We start from the raw sequence: 20,035 nt of genomic DNA on the forward strand, positions 1-20,035 counted from the left end.
ACGCGCGGTCCGTCCTGAACGCCGCACGGCTTGGACGTGACCCGTCCTGGACGTGGCCCGTCCTGGACGCCGCACGGCCTGGACGCCGCACGGCCTGGACGCGGCCCGTCCCAGCGCGCCACGTCGCCCGGCGTGCGCGACCGCGCGACACGTGAGGCCGCCCGGCACGCGTTGGCCGCCGGCACATGCCGAATACTTAGGTGTGCCTAACCTAATCATCGCCGTTCAAGATACCAAGCACCCCTGAACAGCGGCGGAACCTTCGCGGGAGTGCCGAAACCGGCGCGGGAGTACGTTGGACGGAAGGAGGAGGCGAACGCGCCATGAGCAACTGGATCAGCGTGGTGGTGATCCTGGGCCTGATCGCGGTGGGATTCACGCTGATCAGCCTGCTCAACCAGGCCCGCGCCGAGGGCCGTGCGAGCGGCCACCGACTGGGTCAGCGGCTGGGCGGTCTCACTTCTGGGCGTGCTGCCCGACGTAGAAAAGCAGCCAGATGAACCCGGCGAAGAGGTGCGTCCCGAAGATGTAGAAGAAGACGCGGAGGGCGACTCCGCGCTCCTTCCAGCTCTCGTCGTCGTTACTCACCACAGTCCTCCCATCAGGTCCCCCTCAGCGTACGACCAGGGCCCCGCACCCCGTACAGGTCACCGGCCGGCGGTGTGACAGGCGGCCCTCTTACCCGTGCGTGGATGCCTTTGGCATAGGCCACACGCATACGTGCCAGGCCCGTGCCAGTTAGTGGTTCCACTACGGGGAGCAGGTCACCGCCGACCGGGAACGGCTGCTGGGGGCGGAGCATCCGAGCACGGTGATGGCAGCGGATCTGTTGCGGTACTGGACGCGCGAGCGGAGTTCCTGAGGGGCGGGACGGTCGGGCAGGGGCCGCCGGGCGGGGCGGCCGGGCCTGAGCGGCCGGGCGGAGGCGGCGGAGGAATAGGGGGTGCAGTGGTGTCGTTGGAGGTGACAGTTTAAGATTCAACCAAAGAGCCGGGAAGCCGGGCTCCGGAACCACGAGAGGTGAGCACGATGCAGTTCGGGATCTTCACCGTCGGCGATGTCACGGTCGACCCGACCACCGGACGTGCGCCGACCGAGCATGAGCGGATCAAGGCGATGGTGACCATCGCGCGGAAGGCCGAGGAGGTCGGGCTCGATGTGTTCGCCTCGGGCGAGCACCACAACCCGCCGTTCGTGCCGTCCTCCCCCACCACCATGCTCGGCCACATCGCCGCCCTCACCGAGCGGCTGATCCTCTCCACCTCCACCACCCTCATCACCACCAACGACCCGGTGAAGATCGCCGAGGACTTCGCGATGCTCCAGCACCTGGCCGACGGGCGCGTCGACCTGATGATGGGACGCGGCAACACCGGTCCGGTCTATCCGTGGTTCGGCGAGGACATCCGCCAGGGCATCCCGCTCGCGATCGAGAAGTACGCGCTGCTGCACCGGCTGTGGCGGGAGGACGTGGTGGACTGGGAGGGCAAGTTCCGTACGCCGCTCCAGGGCTTCACTGCCACGCCCCGGCCGCTGGACGGCACCCCGCCGTTCGTCTGGCACGGCTCGATCCGCTCGCCCGAGATCGCCGAACAGGCCGCCTACTACGGGGACGGCTTCTTCGCCAACAACATCTTCTGGCCCAAGGAGCACTTCCAGAAGCTGATCCGCCTCTACCGGAACCGTTACGCGCACTACGGGCACGGCACCCCGGAGCAGGCGATCGTCGGCCTCGGCGGCCAGGCGTTCATCAGGAGGAACTCGCAGGACGCGGTACGGGAGTTCCGGCCGTACTTCGACAACGCGCCGGTGTACGGGCACGGGCCCTCGCTGGAGGAGTTCACCGAGCAGACGCCGCTCGTCGTCGGGAGCCCGCAGGAGGTCATCGACAAGACGCTGACGTTCCGGGAGTCCTTCGGGGACTACCAGCGGCAGTTGTTCCTGATGGACCACGCGGGGCTGCCGCTCAAGACGGTGCTGGAGCAGCTCGATCTGCTGGGCGAGGAGGTCGTACCCGTGCTGCGCAAGGAGTTCGCGAGCCTGCGGGCTGCGGGGGTGCCGGAGGGACCGGTGCATCCGGCGGTGGCGGCTCGTGCGGCTGGTGCCGCTGGTACCGCTGGTACCGCTTCCGACGATGGCGCCAAGGAGGTCTGATCGTGGGCGCGTTGAAGCTGGTCGCGGTGTCGGCGGGGCTGAGCAGACCGTCGTCGACCCGGCTGCTGGCCGACCGGCTGGCGGAGGCGACCGTACGCGGACTGGCCGCCGCCGACCGCGAGGTGGAGGTCGAGATCGTCGAACTGCGCGAGCTGGCGGTCGACATCGCCCACCACCTGGTCACCGGCTTCCCCTCGCCCGCGCTGGGCGCGTCGCTGGACCGGGTGACCGGGGCGGACGGGCTGATCGTGGTGACGCCGGTGTTCGCGGCTTCGTACAGCGGGCTGTTCAAGTCGTTCTTCGACCTGGTCGAACCGGACGCGCTGGCCGGTACGCCCGTACTGCTCGCCGCGACCGGCGGCACCGCACGGCACTCCCTGGTCCTGGAACACGCACTGCGCCCGCTCTTCACGTACCTGCACGCCCTGCCCCTGCCGACCGCGGTCTACGCGGCAACGGACGACTGGGGCGCAGGCGCCGACACATACGGCGGCGGCCTGCCCACCCGGATCGAACGCGCGGGCGCAGAGTTCGGACGGCTGGTGGGGGCGGTACGGGGTGAGGAGCGGTCGCGGACAGGGGCGTCCGGGCCGGACGAGCCGGCCGAGGCCAAGGTGGTGCCGTTCGAGGAACTGCTCGGAAGGCCGGCGTAGCGCCGCCGAGGGCACTAGCGATCGAAGGGGAGCAGCCGGAAGGAGTCGTGAGCGGTGAGCGGCCGGATCGCGCGGAAGTCCCGCTCGTCGACGGTGAGCACGCAGTCGGTGCGGTACTCCTCGGCCAGCGCCACACAGGTGGCATCCGTCAGATCGACCGCGAGGTCGGCATAGCGAGCCATCACAGCGCTGGCCGAACGGAGGATGTTCTCGTCGACGGCGGGAATCACAAATCGCGTCAGGGCGACCTGAGCCAGGATCCAGTCGAGCAGCCGCCGCGACTCCTCGGCCCCCAACCGCCGGACTTCATGCGGCCTCCGCCCGCCACTGCGCTCCTTGACGCCTTTGCGGAGCATATGGTCCAGCTCGGTGAGCACCATCGGCGCGATGACCACCAGGCCGGCCTCCGCCAGCGCGCGCTGAAGGTCTTTCTGCAGGACGTGCGCACGGTCGTACGCGCCAAGCAGCGCCCCCGTGTCGGCGACAAGGATCACGCCGCGTGGTCCGTGCTGTCATCGCCGTACAGAACCTCATGGACGCGGTTCGCGAAGGTGGGATCGCCGCTGTCGAAAGTCGGCATGTCCAGGGGTTCCTCCCAGCGGCGCTCGCCCATGGCCGCCAGATGGACCCCACGTCGAATGATCTCCGCTTCAGGGACCCCACGACGGGTGGCGGCTTCCTTGATGATCGCCAGGTCCTGTTCGTCCACGTAGACCGTGGTCCGCTTCAGAGTCATACGGGTATGGTACCGCACACATACATACGACGCAGGGGATCCGGCCCCGCCCTCCAAGGCCCGGGCCAGGGTTGCTCAGAGGGCCAGCGGCATACCGATGTGCCGCAGCCACGCCACCAGCCGGGCCCGTTCCAACTGCGTCACTTCGTAGTACCGGTAACCGGTGTACGCGTCGACCCGGGCCGGACGCAGCAGGCCCAGTTCGTCGTAGCGGCGCAGCGCCTTCGCGGACAGTCTGGACGCACGGGCGAACGCGCCGATCGTCAGCGACCCCATGCTTCCTCCGCTTCTTCCGCTTCCTTCCTCGTACCGGGCGCTCCGCCCGGCCCCACCGATGCTGGGCCTTCCCCACGGAGGAAGGTCAAGCATGGCCGGCGGGGCTCCCTCGGTGCCGGTGCTGTTCAGCGTTCGGCGAGGACCATGGGGAGGCGGTCGGGGCGCGGTACCGTGGCGAACACCTCGCGTACCCGGTGGTCGGGGGCCGGCTGGAATCGCCAGCGGGCGGCCAACGTGGCGACGGCGATGAGGACCTGGGTCCGGCCGAAGGTGTCACCGATGCATTTGCGGCCTCCCGCACCGAACGGGACGAAGGTGTGCCGGGGCGGAGGGATCCGCCAGCGTTCGGGGAGGAAGCGGGCGGGGTCGGGAAACGTGTGCGGGTCGTGGTGGAGCGCGTGCAGGCTCAGCCCGAGTTCCGTACCGGGCGGAATCCGGAGGCCGCCGAGGTCGAGCGGGGCGACGGTGTGCCGTGTCAGGACGGGAACCGAGTGCAGCCGCTGCGCCTCGTCGACCACCCATGCGGTGTACTCCAGCCGCTCAAGTTCCCTGTGACCGATCTCCGGGGTGGTGATGACGGTGTCCAGCTCGTCCCCCAGCCGCTTTCGCGTCCGCGGGGCCCGGCCCAGTTCGTGGAAGACCCAGGACGTCGCGGCGGAGCAGGTCTCGCCGCCGGCCAGCAGCATCATGACGAGTTCGTCGCGCACCTCCGCGTCGCTCAGCCCTGCTCCGGTGTCCACGTCCCGGGCGGCGAGCAGGGTGGACAGCAGGTCGTTGTGGTCGGCGCCGTCGCTGCGGTAGGCGGCGACCACCTCGTCGACCACCGCCTTCATGCGGGCGGCGGCCGCGTCGAAGCGGCGGACCGCGGGGATCAACGGCAGCCGTTCCAGCGCGGGCGGGCAGACCGTCCGGAGCAGCGCGTTCTTGGAGATGATCCTGGTGTCGCGGCACAGGCCGGCGGCGACGCGCTGCCCGATCGATGAGCGGAACATGGTCTCGATGGATGTGCCCATCACGAGGTCGGCCACCTCGTGGTCGAGGAGGATGTGGTCCCCGGTCGTCCAGCGGTTTGCCAGTTCCCTGGCCCGGCGGCCCATGACCTGGGCGTAGTCGGCGACCCGCGCCGGGGTGAACAGCGGTTGCATCAGTCTTCGGTGCCGACGGTGGACCTCACCGCCGTCCATCACGGGCAGGCTCTGCTCGGCGAGCAGGCTCAACCGCCCGAAGAGCCGCCCCTTGGTGACCGAGCGCGCCTGGGCGACCATCACCTCGCGGACCAGGTCGGCGGTGGTGACGAAGTACACGGGCAGGGTGCCCAGCTCGACTCGCACGACCGGACCGTGGGTACGGAGTGAGTCCAGGAAGGCGAGAGGGTCCCGGAACAGGGACGGCAGATGACCAAGAGCGGGCAGGCGTCCCGGCGCCCGTGGAACCGAGCGCAAGTCGCCGTGCGGGTCCGTGGGCACGTCCCCGTGCGAGTCTCTGGGCCAGTCCCCGTGCAAGTCTCTGGGCATCGCATCGCTCCTTCCGGAGGGAGTCCTTGTGCGTCAGCCGACCCGTCGGGCTCCGGCGGGCCGACTGAAATGGGCGCAGTTCGGGCATAAGTCCATCAGGCATTCGTTCGTATGCCCGGGGCAAGGGCCCAGCGGGACGGACGCGTGCGCGTGCTGCGTGCTTGCTCCCTTGTGAAGGACTGTCCGGGGTCGCGCGGCTCGGGGTTCTGGGAGGGAGTCTGGGAGGGAGTCTCGAAGCGTTTCCAGGTCCCCGGGTCGCTCCGGCCGTCGGCCGCGGAAGCCGCAGAAGCCGCAGAAGGGACAGTGCGATGGATCCTGATATCCGGACCAGGGCCGCACTCGAAGAACACTGGCGGGCATCGGAACGTGGGGATACCGAAGCCGAGCACGCCATCTACGCCGCGGACGCGATCCTGGACTACCCCCAGTCGGGTGAACGGTTCCGGGGCCGCGCGGCGATTTCGGCGCAGCGTGGCGGGCACCCCGCCAGTCGGCACTTCAGCGTCCAGCGGATCGTCGGCAGCGGGGATCTGTGGGTGAGCGAGTGTGTCATCACGTACGACGGGGTGCCCACCCACTCGGTGAGCATCACGGAATTCGCCGACGGGCATGTGGTGCACGAGACGCAGTACTTCGCGGACACCTTCGGCGCGCCCGAATGGCGGACAGTGCTCGCGGAGCCGATGCCGGGCAGAGACATCGCCAGGGCCTGACCCGACCCCCGCCCGGCCTCGGTCGGAGGCAGGCCGGGGCCGGGCGGGGCCGTCGGGTGGGGCCGCCGGTGGGGTCGGGTGGGGCCGTCGGGCGTGCCGGGCGGGCCAGGCGGAGTCGGGCAGGGCCGCCGGGTGGGCACGCCGGGCGGGGCCCCAGGCGGGGTCGCCGGATGGGGCCGCCGGTGGGGCTTGGGCTGTCAGGTTCGGGGGACTGCCACGTGTTGGCCCAGGCCGCCGTCGACCGCCAGTTTCACGCCCGTCGTGAAGGTCGCGTCCACCGCCAGGAACACCGCGGCGCTCGCCACCTCGGCCGGGGTGGCGTGGCGTCGCATCGGGGTTGTCGCGTCGCCGACGCGCTTGAACTCCTCGCGTTCCTCGTCCGTGATGCCCTGGACTCCGATGCTGGGTGTGTCGGTGTAGCCGGGGGACACGGCGTTGACACGGATGCCGCGGCCGACCAGTTCCGAGGCGAGTGTCTGTGCGAACGACCACAGGGCCGCCTTGGTCGCCGAGTACACGCTCATCCCCGGGACCCCCAGGGAGTCGGCGACGGACGTCGTGAAGACGATGGCGCCGCCCTCGTCCAGCAGCGGGATCAACTGCTGGACGGTGAAGAAGGCGCCCTTGGTGTTCACCGCGAAGTGGAGGTCGTACATCTCCTCCGTGACCTGCTCTACCGGCGCGAGCCTGGCGATTCCGGCGTTGACGAAGAGGTAGTCGACATAACCGAGGATCTCCGCGACCGTCCCGCCCAGCGTCTCGACCGCCTCCAGGTCCGCGAGATCCGAGGCGAGGACGTGGGCCGTCGGGCCGAGCCGTTCCCCCGCCTCCTTGAGGTGCCCCGGATCGCGGCCGGTCACCAGCACCTCGGCGCCGCCCTCCACCAGCCGTTCGGCGATGGCCAGTCCGATGCCGGCGCTGCCGCCGATGACGACGGCCTTCTTGCCCGTGTACGTACTCATGGTCCGCTCCCTGTTCCCGTTTCCCGGCCGCGCGTGCTTGTCGGTCGGTCTGTCGGGACGACCCTGCGGGTGAACGCTGACGAGTCGCTGGTGGGGCGCTGATGGGGCGCTGACAGACGGACGGCGGACAGCCGGTGGGCTGACGGCTGACGGCCGGTGGGCCGACGGGTGCGGGGCCGCCGACGACGTACCGTTTCCGTATGCGATTCGGGGTCCTCGGTCCGCTGGCCGTGTGGGACGGCACGGCAGGGAAGGAACGGTCCGTCGCCGTACCCGGACCCAAGGTCCGCGCGCTGCTCGCCGCGCTGCTCGCGCACGGCGGCGGGCCCGTCTCCGCGGACCGGCTCGTCGACGACCTCTGGGGCGCGCACCCGCCCGGCAAGCCCGCCAACGCCCTTCAGACCAAGGTGTCCCAGCTCCGCCGGGCGCTCGGCCGGGACCGGATCGTGCACCAACCCGCGGGGTATCTGCTCGAACTGTCCGACGCCGAGGTGGACGCGGACCGGTTCACGGCGCTGCTCGTACGCGCCGGAGCCACCGGCGCGTCACGACGGCGCGCGGAACTGCTCGCCGAGGCGCTGGGGTTGTGGCGCGGGCCCGCGTACGCCGGGTTCACGGACGAGGTGTTCGTACGGCCTGAGGCCGAGCGGCTGGAGGAACTGCGGCTGACCGCGCTGGAGCAGCAGGGCGAGACACGGCTCGAACTGGGCGAACACGCCCTGCTGGCAGGGGAGTCGACCGCGCTGGTGGCACGGCACCCGTTACGGGAGCGGCTGCGGGCCGTGCAGTTGCGGGCCCTGTACCTGACGGGTCGTCAGAGCGAGGCACTGGCCTCGTACGCAGAGCTGCGCGGGCGGCTGGCGGAGGAGCTGGGGGTGGACCCGGGGCCGGCGCTGGTCACGTTGTACGAGGCGATCCTGCGCCAGGACCCGGCGCTGGATGTGCCGGGTCCTGTGCTGGATGTGCCGCGTCGTGTGCTGGATGCGCCGACGCCCGGATCGACGGTGGCCGGGACGACGGCGGTCGGGCCAGCAGCGCCCGGACCAGCGGTGGTCGGGACGACGGTGACCAGCCCGGCGGCGGCCGGACCAGCGGTGACCGGGACGACCGTTGCCGGACCTGCCACGGCCGGGGCCGGACCGGGGGCACCCGAACCGGCGGCGGCCGGGACGACCGTGACCCAACCGGCGGCGCCTGGACCCGCCGTGGCCGGATCGACGGCCTGGACGACGGCGGCCGGATCAGGGGCGCCCAGATCAGCGGTGGGCGGGACAACGGTGGCCGGGCCGGCGGCGGCTGGACCGGCTGTGGCCGGATCGATGGCCGGACCAGCGGTGGCCGGGCCGGCGGCGCCCGGACCGGGCGTGGCCGGATCGGTAGCCGGGGCAACGGCGGCCGGACCAGCCGTGGTCCTCGTCGCCAGTGCGGCCCTGCCTGCCCCGTCTGCCCCACCCGCTCCGCTCGCCGTCCCCGCGCTGCCCGCGCCGCTTACTCCGCTGATCGGCCGCGAGCACTCCGTGCGCGCCATCGGCCAACTGCTCCGTACCGCCCGGCTGGTGACGGTCACCGGTCCCGGCGGGGTCGGCAAGACCCGGCTTGCCCTGGCCGCCACCGCCCGTATCGCGGACGACACCCCGGAGGCGTTCCCGGACGGCGTACGCCTGGTGGAACTGGCCGGCCGGCACACCGACCCGGTCGACGCGGTGGCGCTCGCGCTGGGCCTGCGGGACGACACGGCGCCAAGCCTTCCCGCACCCGGGGCGCCGGGGGCGCACGCGGGCGCGCCCCCGGCGCCGGGCGCCCCGGCCCGAGCACCAGCCGCCCCCGCCCCCTCCCCCGACCTCCTCACCCGGCGTCTCGTCTCCGCCCTTCGTGCGCGGCGCCTGCTGCTCGTCCTCGACAACTGCGAGCACCTCGTCGAGCCCGTCGCCCGGCTCGCGCAGACCCTGCTCCTCGGTGCTCCCGGGCTGCGGGTCATCGCCACCAGTCAGGAGCCGCTCGGGCTGACCGGCGAGGTGGTGCATCCCGCCGAGCCGTTGCCGCCCGCCGATGCCGCCCGGCTGTTCACCGAGCGGGCCCTCGCCGCGGCGCCCGGCCTTGTCCTCGACGCGCCGGACCTGGCGGCCGTGGACACCGTCTGCCGGCGGCTCGACGGGATTCCGCTGGCTCTGGAACTGGCCGCCACCCGGGTACGGGCCCTCGGGGTACGGGAGTTGGCCGGGCGGCTGGACCGGCGGCTCGGGGACCGGTTCCGGGTGCTGACCGCGGGGCAGCGGGGGGCGCCCGCGCGGCAGCGGACGCTTCGGGCGGTGATCGACTGGAGCTGGGAGCTGCTGACCGTACCCGAGCGGATCGTGCTGCGACGGCTCGCCGCGCACACCGACGGCTGCACCCTGGAGGCGGCCGAGGCGGTCTGTTCCGGGGACGGGGTCGCCGACGGCGACGTACTCGATCTGTTGGCGCGGCTGGTCGACCGTTCCCTGGTGGTGAGGACAGGCACGCGGTTCCGGCTGCTGGAGTCGGTCGCCGCGTACGCCGCCGAGCGGCTGCGGGAGGCGGGGGACGAGACCGCCGTACGCCACCGGCACCTCGCCCACTATCTGGACCTGGCAGAACGCGCCGAGCCTGGGCTCCGCGGCCCCGAGCAGCACCGCTGGCTGCCGCTCCTGGACGCCGAGACCGGGAATCTGCGCGCCGCGCTCGACACGGCCGTGCGACGGGAGCGCGGCGGCGAGGCGCTGCGGCTGGTGACGGCGTTGTCCTGGTACTGGCTGCTGTCCGGACGGCTGCGCGAGGCCCGCCGCGCGCTCGACGCGGCGCTGGACACGGCCACGCCCCTCCCGCCGCACGCCCCCGCCGAAGCCGGCGCGCGCTCCCGAGCCGACGCACGCCCCCAGGCCGACACCCGCACCCAAGCCGACGCACCCGCCCAAGCCGGCGCACTCGAAGCCGACGCCCGCGCCCAAGCCGGCGCACTCGCCGAGGCCCGCGCCCTCCGTACCGCCTTCGCGCTCCTCTCCGGCGAGCCCGCGAGCCCGCCCGCTTCGCGTCTCCCCGCCCCGGACCCGTACGACGCCGTCGTCTCCCCCGCCCGCCGCGCCCGCGCCCAGTGGCTGCTCGCGTACGGCCTGTTCAACGCCGGTGATCTCGCCGCCGCCGAGGAGCTGACCGCCCGCGCGCTCGCCGGCTTCCGCGCCATCGGCGACCGCTGGGGCATCGCCGCCTCGCTCGGCCGGCGCGCCCAGCACGCCGTGATCCGCGGCGATCTGGCCGCGCTGCGCCGCGACGGCGAGCGCAGTGCCGCGCTCTTCCGGGAACTGGGCGATCGCTGGGGCCAGTTGCAGTCCGTCGCGCCGCTCGCCTCGCTCGCCGAGTTCAACGGGGAGTACGAGCGGGCCGCCCGGATCCACCACGAAGGGCTACGGATCGCCGAGGAACTGGGCCTCGGCGCCGAGATCGCCGCCCGGCTCTCCGGCCTCGGCCGGCTGGCGCTGCTCACCGGCGGCCCGGACCGCGCCCGGGACCTGCACGAACGCGCCCGCCGGCGCGCCGCCGAGCACGGCTACCGGTTCGGCGAGATCCACGCCGAACTCGGCCTCGCCCTGGGCGCGCGCCGGTCCGGCGACCTGACCACGGCGGAGCGGTATCTGCTCCGTATCCGCGACTGGTACGCGGAGGTGTCGAGCGAGGCCGGCAATTCGCTCGTCCTCGCCGAACTGGGCTTCGTCGCCGAGCAGCGCGGCGACTACGCGCGGGCGCGCGCCCTGCATCTCAACGGTCTCGCCGTCGCCCGCGCCGTCGGCGACCCGCGCGCGGTGGCGCTCGCGGTGGAGGGGCTGGCCGGTGCGGAGTCGCTGGCCGGCCGGTCCGCACGCGCCGCCCTGCTGCTGGGCGCGGCGAGCGCGGCCCGGCGCGACGCGGGCGCCCCGCTTCCGCCCGCCGAGCGCGGCGACGTGGACCGGATCGCGGCGGCGGTACGGGATGCCGTGGGTGTACGGGCGTACGACGACGCTTTCGTACGAGGGGAGGAGCTGGGCATGGAGGCGGCCCTTGCGGAGCGGCCGGAACAGCCGGAACAGCCGTCAGCTCCCGGCGCCCCGCACGGCGATCCCGGCGCCCCGCATCGCGGTCCCGACGGCCCGCACGGCGGCCCCGCGGCTCATGGCGCGTGCGTGTAGAAGGCGTAGAAGGTCACGATGACCGTGCCCACGGCGAACGACAGACCGATCCCCGACGACAGCAGCACGCTGTGGTCGGTCAGGCTGTACATGAAGCCCATGGAACCGCCGACCAGTACGCCCCAGGCCGCGGCCCGCAGCTCCGGCATCAGGCGGTGCTGCCACCGGAGGAGCGTGAAGAGGAGCAGGGCGAAGAGCGCCCCGGAGATCAGGGCGAGGGCGAGCTGCCCGTAGCTGGCCGGTCCGCCGCCGCGCGCGATGTACGAGGCGTACACGCCGTAGAGGATGCCCAGCAGAAGGGGTATCGCCACGATGTGCGGGGGGATGTGATGCCGTTCCAGCAGTTCCAGCAGCCCCTGTGGGGAGAGGGGGTGCCGGGCCGGTTGCCGCGTCGGCGCCTGAGTGGCCATGGCAGCGCGCTCCTTTCCTCGCCCGCGCAAGCCCTTGAGCCCTTGCCGTATCTCTCCAGCGCACACCCGCCCGTCGTACGCGGCAACCCCGGCGGCTCACTCCGGCGCGCACCCCGCGTACACCACCGCGCACACCCACGTACTCACGCACGTACAGCACACCCATGCACTCACCCATGTACTCACGCATGTATTCACCTGTACTCGCCCCCGCGCTCACTCCGGCGCCACCCGCGCTCACCGGGTCGGCGGCGCACCGCTCGCGCCCGCCGCGCACGCCACGTTCCCTTGAGGGGTGCGGAGCTATCTCTCCACGGCGCTGATCGTCCTGCTCGCGGTCCTCACCCCGCTGAGCGCGATCGCGGCCTGGGCCGATCTGGAGATCGGCGACACGGGCCGCTTCGTCTCGACGATGGCGCCGCTCGCCTCCGACCCGGCCGTACAGGGAGCCGTAGCGGACCGGGTGACCGACCAGGTCATGACGCAGATCGATGTGGGCCCGCTCCAGGCGGGGGCGCGCGAACTGCTGCACGAGGCCGTGCTGTCCTTCGCCACCACCGAGGCCTTCAAGAACGCCTGGACGACGGCGGCCCGCGCCGCGCACACCACCGCGCAACAGGTCCTGGCCAGCGGCGGCGGTGATGCCGTCACCATCGATCTGGCGCCGGTCACCCAGCAGGTGAAACGGCAGTTGATGGCCGACAGGGTGCCGTACGCGGACCGGATTCCCGTACGGCACAGCGAGATCACCGTGCTGAAGGCCAATGGGCTCGGGGTCTGGCGGGATGTCGCGCGGGGGCTCAAGGCCGCAGGCGTACGGCCCGCCTTCGCGACGGGCGTGCTGGCGGTGGCCGCGCTGCTGATCGCGGTACGGCGGCGGCGCGCGCTGATCGGGATCGGCCTGGCGTTCGCGGCGGGCGCGGTGGCGCTGGCGGTCGTCGTGGCGGTGGCGCGCGCGACCAGTCTGGGGAATCTGCCCGACAACGGGGACCGCTCGGCGGCAGCCGCCATCTATGACGCGCTGACCGCTTCGCTCCGTACGACGGCCTGGTGGGTCCTCGGCTGCGGGCTCGGTCTGGCCGCCGTCGCCTGGCTGACGGGCCGGCACCGGCACGCTCCCTGCCCCGCCCCACGCCCCTCACCGGACTTTACTGAATCTTTATACCGATAACCCCCGGCCGGATGTCCCTTTTGCACCATTTGGCGCACGATGGGGTTATGAGCCAGAACACGACACAGAGGCCCCCCACCACGGGCATGGGCACAGGCACAGGCGCAGGCACTGGAATGGGCATGGGCACCGCGCCCGGCACCGGATACGGAGCGGGCACCGGAGCCCATACGGAGAGAAAGGCCGCCTGGGCCGTCGGCGGTAGTTTCTTCGCCGGCGTGCTCATGGTGATCATGGGGGCGACAGCCATACTTCAGGGCGTAGCGGCCATCAGAAGGGACCGGATCCTCAACACCGTCACCGGCTACGCCTACGACTTCAACCTCAGCTCCTGGGGCTGGCTGCATGTGGCCCTCGGAATCCTGGTCGCCGTGGTCGGACTGGCGATTCTGATGCGCATCCGGCCGGCGCGGTACGCGGGTATCGCGGTCGCCGCGCTGCTCCTCGTCTCGCAGTTCATGTACCTGCCGTACCAGCCCGTCTGGGCGGTGATCGGCATCGCGCTGGCCGCGTGGGTCATCTGGGCGCTGGCCACGGACCGCGGCGGATTCTGGTCCGGAGCGGGGTCGGGCGCGGGAGCCGGAGCCGAGACCGGTCCGGGCGTGGGCTCGGGTGCGGGACCGGGCGCGGGAGCGGCCGGCGGCGGAACCGGTGGTAACAGGTTCTGACGGCGGCACAGCCCCCAGGCACACAACCGAACCCACCGACCAACGAACGTACGCGTATACGGGAACAGTGGCCATGACCGCTGTCCCCGTATACGCGTACGTACGCACACCCGCCATCCAACGACCCCGACCGCGGCGACCGCCACGGCCGACCCGCCGCCCACCCCGGTCGCCGGCCCCGCACCCCCGCGCCGCGCCTACCTGTCGGGGACCTTCAGTGTGAGCCACACCCGCTTCCCCGGTCCCTGCCGTGGCACCACACCCCAGTCGTCGGACAGCGCGGCCACCAGCGCGAGCCCCCGGCCGCACTCGTCGTCCAGACCCGGATCCCGTGGCCGGGGCAGCAGATCTCCCGCGTCCTCCACCTCCACCCTGAGCAGCCCGTCCACCCGGCGCAGCGTGACCGCGATCTCCCGTCCCGGCGGGCTGCCGTGGCGCAGCGCGTTCGTGACGAGTTCCGACAGCAGGAGCGCCGCCGTCTCGCCGGGCTCCTCCGGCAGATCGAAATACGCGCACAGAGCCTCGCGCGCACGGCCCACACTGCGCGGGTGACTGGGGAGGCGGAAGGTGACGTACCGATCGCGCCGGTTGCGATGGTCGTACTGGTCGAGCTGCTCACCGTCGAGGTTCATGGGAAGGACCTTCCCTGAAGTACGGATTTTACTTTCCGTACAACGGTGATGACTGAGCGGAGTTTCCCACGATGTCCGCCCCGCCTCGCAACCACCTTGAGGACAAGGGCCGTTGCGCTCGCGGGGCACCGAGAATTCATCTCTGGGGGTAATGCCTCCCAGGCCCCGGCACCCCTTCCCGGCCTCCGGGCGCAGCTCAGTGCCCGTGCAGCCGGTCCAGATCGCGGCGTTCGCGCTTGGTCGGCCGGCCCGTCCCGCGGTCACGCAGCGCGATCGGCACCGTGAACTCGCGCGGCGGGGGCGGCGGGCTGTTGTCCACGTAGCACTCCACCGCCACCGGCGCGCCCACCCGTTTCCGTACGGTCCGCGACACCACCACGATCCGCTCGCGCCCCGCGTGCCGCAGCCGGATCTCGTCGCCGGGCTTCACGGAGTGGGCGGGCTTGACCCGCTCGCCGTTGACCCGTACGTGCCCGGCGCGGCAGGCGGACGCCGCCTGGGAGCGCGTCTTGGTGAGGCGTACGGACCAGATCCAACTGTCGACCCGTACGGCGCCGTCGCCCGACGCCTCGCCCGTACCTCCGGAAACCACAGAAGCCATATGTCGAGGGTAAGCGCGGCACGGCCCCCGGCCCCAGCGATATTCACTCCCGGACCACGTCCCCCGTCCCCACCGCGTCCCCCGTCCCCACCGCGTCCCCCGTCCCCACCGCGTCCCCCGTCCCCACCGCGTCCCCCGTCCCGACCACGTCCCCCGGCCGAAACAACTCCGCAACGCAACCGTGGCATCACTCCCCATGCCGGCGACTACGATGCGCTCGTTCCCTTTACGGAGAACGGAGACATGTCTCCGGACGGGGAGTCTGTTTCTGAAATGCCGACACATGTCGTGCCACACAAGGACACCGCTCCGGAAGCAGTGAACGCCATGCGCAACAACCCGGGCAGAGGCCTCCAGCCCAATGTCCTCGGTACCTTCGACACCGTGGTCATGGCGGTCGCGGGCAGTGCGCCGGCGTATTCCATCACCGCCACCACCGCGGTCCTCGTCGGCGCCGTCGGTCTCGCCAGCCCCGCCGCGCTCCTGTACTGCGCGATACCCATGCTGGGCATCGTCCTCGCCTACAGCAGGCTCGGCCGGCTCGACGCCCACGCGGGCGCCGCCTACTCCTGGGTGGGCCGTACGCTCCACCCCGCCCTGGGCTTTCTCTCCGGCTGGGCGCTGGTGGTCTCCGCAACGATCTTCATGGTCGCCGGATCACTGCCCGCCGGTGCCATGACGCTCGCGCTGTTCGATCCCGCGCTGGCCGTCGACACCGAGCTGGCGCTCCTGGTAGGGGCCGGCTGGTTCCTGGTCATGCTGCTGGTGGTGCTGGGCGGCGCCCGGCTCACCGTACGGGCACAGCTCCTGCTCACCGGGGTGGAGCTGGCCGTACTCCTGCTGTTCGTGCTGGCGGCCGTCGTCCACAACGGCTCGGCGCAGGCCTTCGACTGGTCCTGGCTGGGGTTCGGCCACTTCGACGGGACGTCGGGCTTCGCGGCCGGCGCGCTCGTCGCCGCGTTCTACTACTGGGGCTGGGACGTCACCAGCAATCTCAGCGAGGAGACCCGCAACAGCCGCAGGACCGCCGGGCTCGCGGCCCTGATCGGCATGGGCATCGTCTTCCTGCTCTTCGAGGCCTTCACCATCGCCGTCAATGTCATCCTCACCGCCGACCAGATCCAGGCGGGCAGCGCGAATGTGCTGGGGGTGCTGGGCGAGGAGATCTGGCCGGGCATCGGCGGCAAGCTGCTGATCGTGGCGGTGATGATGTCGACCATCGCGACCCTGGAGACCACCCTGATCCAGGTGACGCGCTCGCTGTTCGCGATGGGCCGCGACCGTACGATGCCCCGCGCGCTCGGCACCGTGCACCGCACCTGGAACACCCCCTGGGTGGCGATCGCCGTGGTCGGTGCCGTCGCGCTCGGGATGCTGGCGGCGGCCTCCGCGCTCGGCTCGGTCACCGAGATCATCTCCGACGCCGTCACCGCGATCTCGCTCCAGATCTGTGTGTACTACGGGCTGGCGGGCATCGCGGCCGTCGTCGCGTACCGCAAGGTCCTGCTGCGCTCGGTGCGGGACTTCGTGCTGGCCGGGCTCTGGCCGCTGCTGGGCGCGCTGTTCATGTTCTGGATGTTCTACGAGTCGCTGAGCGAGCTGACCCCGGTGGCGATCGCGATCGGGATCGGCGGGCTGGCCGCGGGGCTGGTGCCGATGGTCTGGTACTGGCTGCGGGGCAGTTCGTACTACCGGCCCGCGCGGCTGGACGCCTCCCGCGCGCCGGACGACGGCGAGGCGTACGGCGGCCCGGGCGCCGACCGGCCGGCGCAGGCCGGTGAGGCGCTGGCGACGGACTTCTGAGGAGCGCTGGTTCGAAGGAGCGTCAGTTCGAGGGAGCGTTGGTTCAAGGGAGCGCGTGCGAAGGAGCGCTGGTATCCGAGGGCGTTGGGACGTTGCGAAGAGAGGCAGGGGGCGTCATGGCGGAAGCCCGGCACCGCGCCGCCCGGGGCCGGTCCCGGGGCGGGTCTCCCGACCGGTCCTCCGGACGGTCCTCGGGGCGGTCCTCCGGGCGGGAGACCGCGCCCGAATTCGACCCGGACTTCGGCGACCGGCCGCTGACCGAGGCGCGGCACGACATCGTCATCGGCCGCTGGCAGGGCGTACGCGATCTGCTGCGCGCCACCGGTGACGACTGGCCGCGCCGTACCCACCGGATACGGCTGCTCTCGCACGCCGCAGCCGGGAGTTCGGCCGTGGAGAACTGGCGGGCGGCGGAGCCGGACAGTCCCGATGTGGCGGTGCTGCGGGCGGCGACGGAGGTGGTACGGGCCTTCAACCTGGCCATCGCCGCCGGGCGCGGGGTCGCGACGGACCCGGCGCGGCTCGACGCGACGGTACTGATCTGCCTTCAGGCGGCCGAGGCCCATCCCGCCGACCCGATGCCCTGGGTGTCGCTGCTCACCGTGGCGCGGCTGTACCAGGACGGGGTGAGCCGGGGCGAACTGCGGCGCTGGTGGGACGAGTTGCGCCGGCGCGACCCGTACAACACCGAGGGGCACACCCAGTTGCTGCGCTACCACGCGGCGCGCTGGCACGGCACCCACGGGCGGATGTACGACTTCGCCAGGGACGCGGCGGGCGCGGCACCGCCCGGGTCGCCGCTGCCGGTGCTGGTGCAGATCGCGCGGGTGGAGGAGTACCGCTACGCGGCGGAGGGGGTACGGGGGCGGGGCCCCGTACGGAACTTCGGCCGGCACTGGCACCACGAGCTGGCGGTGACCGAGGTACGGCGTACCTTCGACCGCTGGATCGGGGCGCGGGCGCCCGGACCGGTGGTCCCCGAGGAGACCGGCGAGCTGAACTATCTGACGCACGCGGCCTGTTACGCGGGGCTGCACGAGGAGGCCCGGCAGCTCTTCGAGCTGATGGGGACGCGGGCGGCGCGGGTGCCGTGGGCGTACACGGGTGATCCGGCGGAACAGATCACGGCGTTCCGCCGCGGGCGGCAGGACGGCGCCCGGTGAGACAGCAAGCGGGGTGACGCCGGTCCGAGTCGGCGCCACCCCGCGACTTGCCGGATGGGTTCAGGGGTTCAGGGGTTCAGCGGTTCAGCGGTTCAGCGGTTCAGCGGTTCAGCGAGTCGTACGGCGGTGGCCGCCGTACGGCAGTTGTCGTGCGACAGCGGCCGTACGGCTCGGCCCGTATCGGCCCGTATCGGCTCAGACGCCGATGTCGCCGCCGTCCTTGCGCCAGACCGCCACGACCGACGGGCGGACCATCTTGCCCGGTCCGTCCGGCCACGCGCTCGCGGGCTGCTCGACGGTCGCGCCGGTGATCTCGCCCGGGTGCTGCACGGCGACCAGGACCCGGCGGTCCTGGATGACCGGGCCACAGGTCTCGGCGCCGTTCGGCACGGTCAGGAACTGCTTCAGCTCACCGCGCCGCTCGCCCTGCGTGGCCACACCGAACAGACCGTCGTGGGTGCCGAGGGCGTTGCCGTCCGTCGAGATCCACAGGTTGCCGTGCGGGTCGAAGGCGACGTTGTCGGGGCAGGAGATCGGGCTGACCTTCTCCTTGGGGAAGCCCGCGAAGTAGGTGGCCGGGTCCGTCGGGTCGCCCGCGACCAGGAAGAGGCGCCAGGCGAAGCCGTCGCTCGACGGGTCGTCCCAGTTCTCGGCCAGCTCCAGGATGTGGCCGTGCTTGTTGGCGTTGCGGGGGTTGGGCTCGGTGGGGCCCTCCTTGCCGGCCTTGCCGCGGTCGGTGTTGTTGGTCAGCGCGACATAGACACGGCCGCTGCGCGGCGACGGCTCGACGTCCTCGGGGCGGTCCATCTTGGTGGCGCCGACCTTGTCGCCCGCGAGGCGCGTGAAGACGTACACCTCGTCGGCGGTCATGCCCGGGACGTGCGAGACATCGCCGGTGGCCAGCGGGATCCAGACGCCGGAGCCGTCGAACTCGCCGTCGTTGGGGAGCTTGCCGGTGCCGTCGAACTCGCTCGCCGGGCTGTCGCCGGTCAGCTTCGCGACGTACAGCGTGCCCTCGTCGAGCAGGGTCAGGTTGTGCTGGTGGGCGGTGCGGCTGTTGCCCTGCTTCATCTGCTTCGACGAGACGAACTTGTAGAGGTAGTCGAAGCGCTCGTCGTCGCCCATGTAGATGACCGGGCGGCCGTCGGCGGTGAGGCGCGGCTGCGCGGCCTCGTGCTTGAAGCGGCCGAGGGCGGTGCGCTTCTTGGGCGTCGAGTCGGGGTCGTACGGGTCCAGCTCGACGACCCAGCCGTGGCGGTGGACCTCGTTGGGCTCCTGCTTGAGGTCGAAGCGCTTGTCGAACAGCTCCCACTTGCGCTCGGTGGCGCCGGTGCCGACGCCGTAGCGCAGGTCGGTGGGGCTGGAGCCGTTGGCGAAGTACTGGTTGAAGTTCTCCTCGCCGTGCAGCGTGGTGCCCCAGGGGGTGGTGCCGCCGGCGCAGTTGTTGAGCGTGCCGAGGACACGGCTGCCGGTGCGGTCGGCGGAGGTGCGCAGCAGTTCGCTGCCCGCGGCCGGGCCGGTCAGCTCGAACTTGCTGGTGGCGGTGAGACGGCGGTTCAGCTCGTGCCGGGAGACGGCGGTGAGCTTGCCGGTCTTGCGGTCCTCCTCGACCACGACGACGGAGAGACCGTGGGCGGCCCAGGCGATCTCGACCTGCTCGCGGGTCGGGGCCGCGGAGTTGTAGCCCTTGAACATCAGGATCTCGTCGGTGTACTCGTGGTTGGCCACGAGGACCTGACGGCCGCGCTCGCCCTTGAGGGGCAGCAGGCTCAGGAAGTCGTTGTTGTAACCGAACTGGCCGGCCTGCGCCTTGGCGGTCTGCCGGTCCGGGTCGAAGGCCGGGGCGCCGCGCAGGATCGGGTCGCCCCAGCGGATGACGACGTTCTGGCTGTAGCCGGACGGGACCGTGACCTGGTCGGCGACGTTGGGGGCGACCGGGGTGAAGCGGAGGCCGCGGGCGCCGTCGGGGGTGGGGGTGTGGCCGTGGCCCTTGCCGCCCAGCGGGGTCGCGGAGGCGACGTTGTCGGGGCCGGCCACGACGACCGCGGTGCCCGCGGCGGCGGCGACGGTCACGACGGCGGCGGCGCGCACCATGGAACGTCTGGACAGGGCACCGGCGATGATGTCGCCGGCGTACTCGTTGTCGCTGGTGTTGGGCACCTCGTGGAAACAGGCGTCGCCGCAGCGGTAACGGCAGGTAAGGGCGGAACGTCCGCCCGGGTGGGAGTTGAGCAGGGGCAGCAGTTTGCGCACTTTCGCCTCCGGTGGGTGTGGTGTCTCGGCGCGCCCCGCGCCGACATGGCCGACACAGTGTCGGAATGTCTCGGCGGTGACGCTAGGTGGGATGGCCAGCATGGCGGCAGCGCCGGAGTGAACGAAACATGAACGCGGGGCGACCGGG

General features: G+C 71.9%; 17 protein-coding genes and 1 pseudogene. 8 read left to right on the forward strand and 10 right to left on the reverse strand.

What is annotated here, in order from left to right; all coding sequences use genetic code 11:
- Positions 1 to 456 precede the first annotated feature (456 nt).
- Positions 457 to 591, reverse strand: a complete 135-nt coding sequence (locus KQY30_RS36505; RefSeq protein ID WP_232789179.1) for a DUF6126 family protein — start codon at positions 589 to 591, stop codon at positions 457 to 459.
- 438 nt (positions 592 to 1,029) lie between these two features.
- Between KQY30_RS36505 and KQY30_RS16990 the strand changes: the two genes are divergently transcribed.
- A complete protein-coding gene (locus KQY30_RS16990) occupies positions 1,030 to 2,154 on the forward strand; it encodes an LLM class flavin-dependent oxidoreductase (protein ID WP_217311113.1) in 1,125 nt (374 codons plus the stop codon).
- Between the two features lie 2 nt (positions 2,155 to 2,156).
- Positions 2,157 to 2,807 carry an FMN reductase gene (locus KQY30_RS16995; protein WP_217307559.1) on the forward strand — a complete coding sequence of 217 codons (651 nt, stop codon included), beginning with the start codon at positions 2,157 to 2,159 and terminating at the stop codon, positions 2,805 to 2,807.
- A gap of 14 nt (positions 2,808 to 2,821) precedes the next feature.
- On the opposite strand, the gene KQY30_RS17000 is transcribed toward KQY30_RS16995, so the two are convergent.
- The 4 genes and pseudogenes from KQY30_RS17000 to KQY30_RS17015 all read right to left on the reverse strand — a co-directional run bounded on the left by KQY30_RS17000 (position 2,822) and on the right by KQY30_RS17015 (position 5,285).
- Positions 2,822 to 3,301, reverse strand: a complete 480-nt coding sequence (locus KQY30_RS17000) for a type II toxin-antitoxin system VapC family toxin (RefSeq protein WP_217307560.1) — start codon at positions 3,299 to 3,301, stop codon at positions 2,822 to 2,824.
- Positions 3,298 to 3,543 (reverse strand): CopG family transcriptional regulator, encoded by a 246-nt coding sequence (locus KQY30_RS17005; RefSeq protein WP_217307561.1) that lies wholly within the window; start codon positions 3,541 to 3,543, stop codon positions 3,298 to 3,300. The genes KQY30_RS17000 and KQY30_RS17005 overlap by 4 nt, the downstream gene beginning before the upstream one ends.
- Positions 3,544 to 3,624: 81 nt before the next feature.
- A pseudogene (locus tag KQY30_RS17010) lies at positions 3,625 to 3,819 on the reverse strand (MerR family transcriptional regulator); the annotation flags it as partial.
- Between the two features lie 125 nt (positions 3,820 to 3,944).
- Entirely contained in the window at positions 3,945 to 5,285 is a 1,341-nt protein-coding gene (locus KQY30_RS17015; protein ID WP_254407609.1) for a cytochrome P450, read from the reverse strand.
- 356 nt (positions 5,286 to 5,641) lie between these two features.
- Between KQY30_RS17015 and KQY30_RS17020 the strand changes: the two genes are divergently transcribed.
- A complete protein-coding gene (locus tag KQY30_RS17020; protein WP_217307562.1) occupies positions 5,642 to 6,046 on the forward strand; it encodes a nuclear transport factor 2 family protein in 405 nt (134 codons plus the stop codon).
- A 197-nt stretch (positions 6,047 to 6,243) separates the two neighbouring features.
- Here KQY30_RS17020 and KQY30_RS17025 read toward each other — a convergent pair whose 3' ends face one another.
- Positions 6,244 to 7,008, reverse strand: a complete 765-nt coding sequence (locus KQY30_RS17025) for an SDR family oxidoreductase (RefSeq protein WP_217307563.1) — start codon at positions 7,006 to 7,008, stop codon at positions 6,244 to 6,246.
- A gap of 200 nt (positions 7,009 to 7,208) precedes the next feature.
- Between KQY30_RS17025 and KQY30_RS17030 the strand changes: the two genes are divergently transcribed.
- Positions 7,209 to 11,186: a BTAD domain-containing putative transcriptional regulator gene (locus KQY30_RS17030; RefSeq protein ID WP_217307564.1), complete on the forward strand. Its 3,978-nt coding sequence runs from the start codon at positions 7,209 to 7,211 to the stop codon at positions 11,184 to 11,186.
- On the opposite strand, the gene KQY30_RS17035 is transcribed toward KQY30_RS17030, so the two are convergent.
- Positions 11,168 to 11,596: a hypothetical protein gene (locus tag KQY30_RS17035; protein ID WP_254407178.1), complete on the reverse strand. Its 429-nt coding sequence runs from the start codon at positions 11,594 to 11,596 to the stop codon at positions 11,168 to 11,170. The two genes, KQY30_RS17030 and KQY30_RS17035, sit on opposite strands and share 19 nt — an antisense overlap.
- 295 nt (positions 11,597 to 11,891) lie before the next feature.
- On the opposite strand from KQY30_RS17035, the gene KQY30_RS17040 reads away from it, so the two are divergent.
- Positions 11,892 to 12,767 carry a hypothetical protein gene (locus KQY30_RS17040; RefSeq protein WP_217307565.1) on the forward strand — a complete coding sequence of 292 codons (876 nt, stop codon included), beginning with the start codon at positions 11,892 to 11,894 and terminating at the stop codon, positions 12,765 to 12,767.
- Positions 12,768 to 12,889: 122 nt separating this feature from the next.
- Positions 12,890 to 13,435 carry a hypothetical protein gene (locus tag KQY30_RS17045; RefSeq protein ID WP_217307566.1) on the forward strand — a complete coding sequence of 182 codons (546 nt, stop codon included), beginning with the start codon at positions 12,890 to 12,892 and terminating at the stop codon, positions 13,433 to 13,435.
- Positions 13,436 to 13,632: 197 nt separating this feature from the next.
- On the opposite strand, the gene KQY30_RS17050 is transcribed toward KQY30_RS17045, so the two are convergent.
- Positions 13,633 to 14,067, reverse strand: a complete 435-nt coding sequence (locus tag KQY30_RS17050; protein WP_217307567.1) for an ATP-binding protein — start codon at positions 14,065 to 14,067, stop codon at positions 13,633 to 13,635.
- A gap of 196 nt (positions 14,068 to 14,263) precedes the next feature.
- Positions 14,264 to 14,668, reverse strand: a complete 405-nt coding sequence (locus KQY30_RS17055) for an RNA-binding S4 domain-containing protein (protein WP_217307568.1) — start codon at positions 14,666 to 14,668, stop codon at positions 14,264 to 14,266.
- 327 nt (positions 14,669 to 14,995) lie between these two features.
- Here KQY30_RS17055 and KQY30_RS17060 point away from each other — a divergent pair, with 327 nt between their 5' ends.
- Together KQY30_RS17060 and KQY30_RS17065 are read left to right on the forward strand one after the other, a co-directional pair.
- Positions 14,996 to 16,471, forward strand: coding sequence for an APC family permease (locus tag KQY30_RS17060; RefSeq protein WP_217311116.1), 1,476 nt, complete (start codon positions 14,996 to 14,998; stop codon positions 16,469 to 16,471).
- 116 nt (positions 16,472 to 16,587) lie between these two features.
- Positions 16,588 to 17,634 carry a hypothetical protein gene (locus KQY30_RS17065; RefSeq protein ID WP_254407179.1) on the forward strand — a complete coding sequence of 349 codons (1,047 nt, stop codon included), beginning with the start codon at positions 16,588 to 16,590 and terminating at the stop codon, positions 17,632 to 17,634.
- 195 nt (positions 17,635 to 17,829) lie between these two features.
- Here the strand turns inward: KQY30_RS17065 and KQY30_RS17070 are convergent, their stop codons facing one another.
- On the reverse strand, positions 17,830 to 19,887 hold the full coding sequence (locus tag KQY30_RS17070) for a PhoX family phosphatase (RefSeq protein ID WP_217307569.1): 2,058 nt from the start codon (positions 19,885 to 19,887) through the stop codon (positions 17,830 to 17,832).
- Between the last annotated feature and the right edge of the window lie 148 nt (positions 19,888 to 20,035).

This window comes from Streptomyces sp. GMY02 (assembly GCF_019056675.1).
Lineage (GTDB): Bacteria > Actinomycetota > Actinomycetes > Streptomycetales > Streptomycetaceae > Streptomyces > Streptomyces odonnellii.

Bases quoted from the DNA above. Each gene is read 5' to 3' on its own strand.
- KQY30_RS16990 (WP_217311113.1), top strand. From the start codon at position 1,030: ATGCAGTTCGGGATCTTCACCGTCGGCGATGTCACGGTCGACCCGACC.
- KQY30_RS17005 (WP_217307561.1), bottom strand. From the start codon at position 3,543: ATGACTCTGAAGCGGACCACGGTCTACGTGGACGAACAGGACCTGGCG.
- KQY30_RS17020 (WP_217307562.1), top strand. From the start codon at position 5,642: ATGGATCCTGATATCCGGACCAGGGCCGCACTCGAAGAACACTGGCGG.
- KQY30_RS17025 (WP_217307563.1), bottom strand. From the start codon at position 7,008: ATGAGTACGTACACGGGCAAGAAGGCCGTCGTCATCGGCGGCAGCGCC.
- KQY30_RS17030 (WP_217307564.1), top strand. From the start codon at position 7,209: ATGCGATTCGGGGTCCTCGGTCCGCTGGCCGTGTGGGACGGCACGGCA.
- KQY30_RS17035 (WP_254407178.1), bottom strand. From the start codon at position 11,596: ATGGCCACTCAGGCGCCGACGCGGCAACCGGCCCGGCACCCCCTCTCC.
- KQY30_RS17045 (WP_217307566.1), top strand. From the start codon at position 12,890: ATGGGCACCGCGCCCGGCACCGGATACGGAGCGGGCACCGGAGCCCAT.
- KQY30_RS17050 (WP_217307567.1), bottom strand. From the start codon at position 14,067: ATGAACCTCGACGGTGAGCAGCTCGACCAGTACGACCATCGCAACCGG.
- KQY30_RS17055 (WP_217307568.1), bottom strand. From the start codon at position 14,668: ATGGCTTCTGTGGTTTCCGGAGGTACGGGCGAGGCGTCGGGCGACGGC.
- KQY30_RS17060 (WP_217311116.1), top strand. From the start codon at position 14,996: ATGCGCAACAACCCGGGCAGAGGCCTCCAGCCCAATGTCCTCGGTACC.
- KQY30_RS17065 (WP_254407179.1), top strand. From the start codon at position 16,588: ATGGCGGAAGCCCGGCACCGCGCCGCCCGGGGCCGGTCCCGGGGCGGG.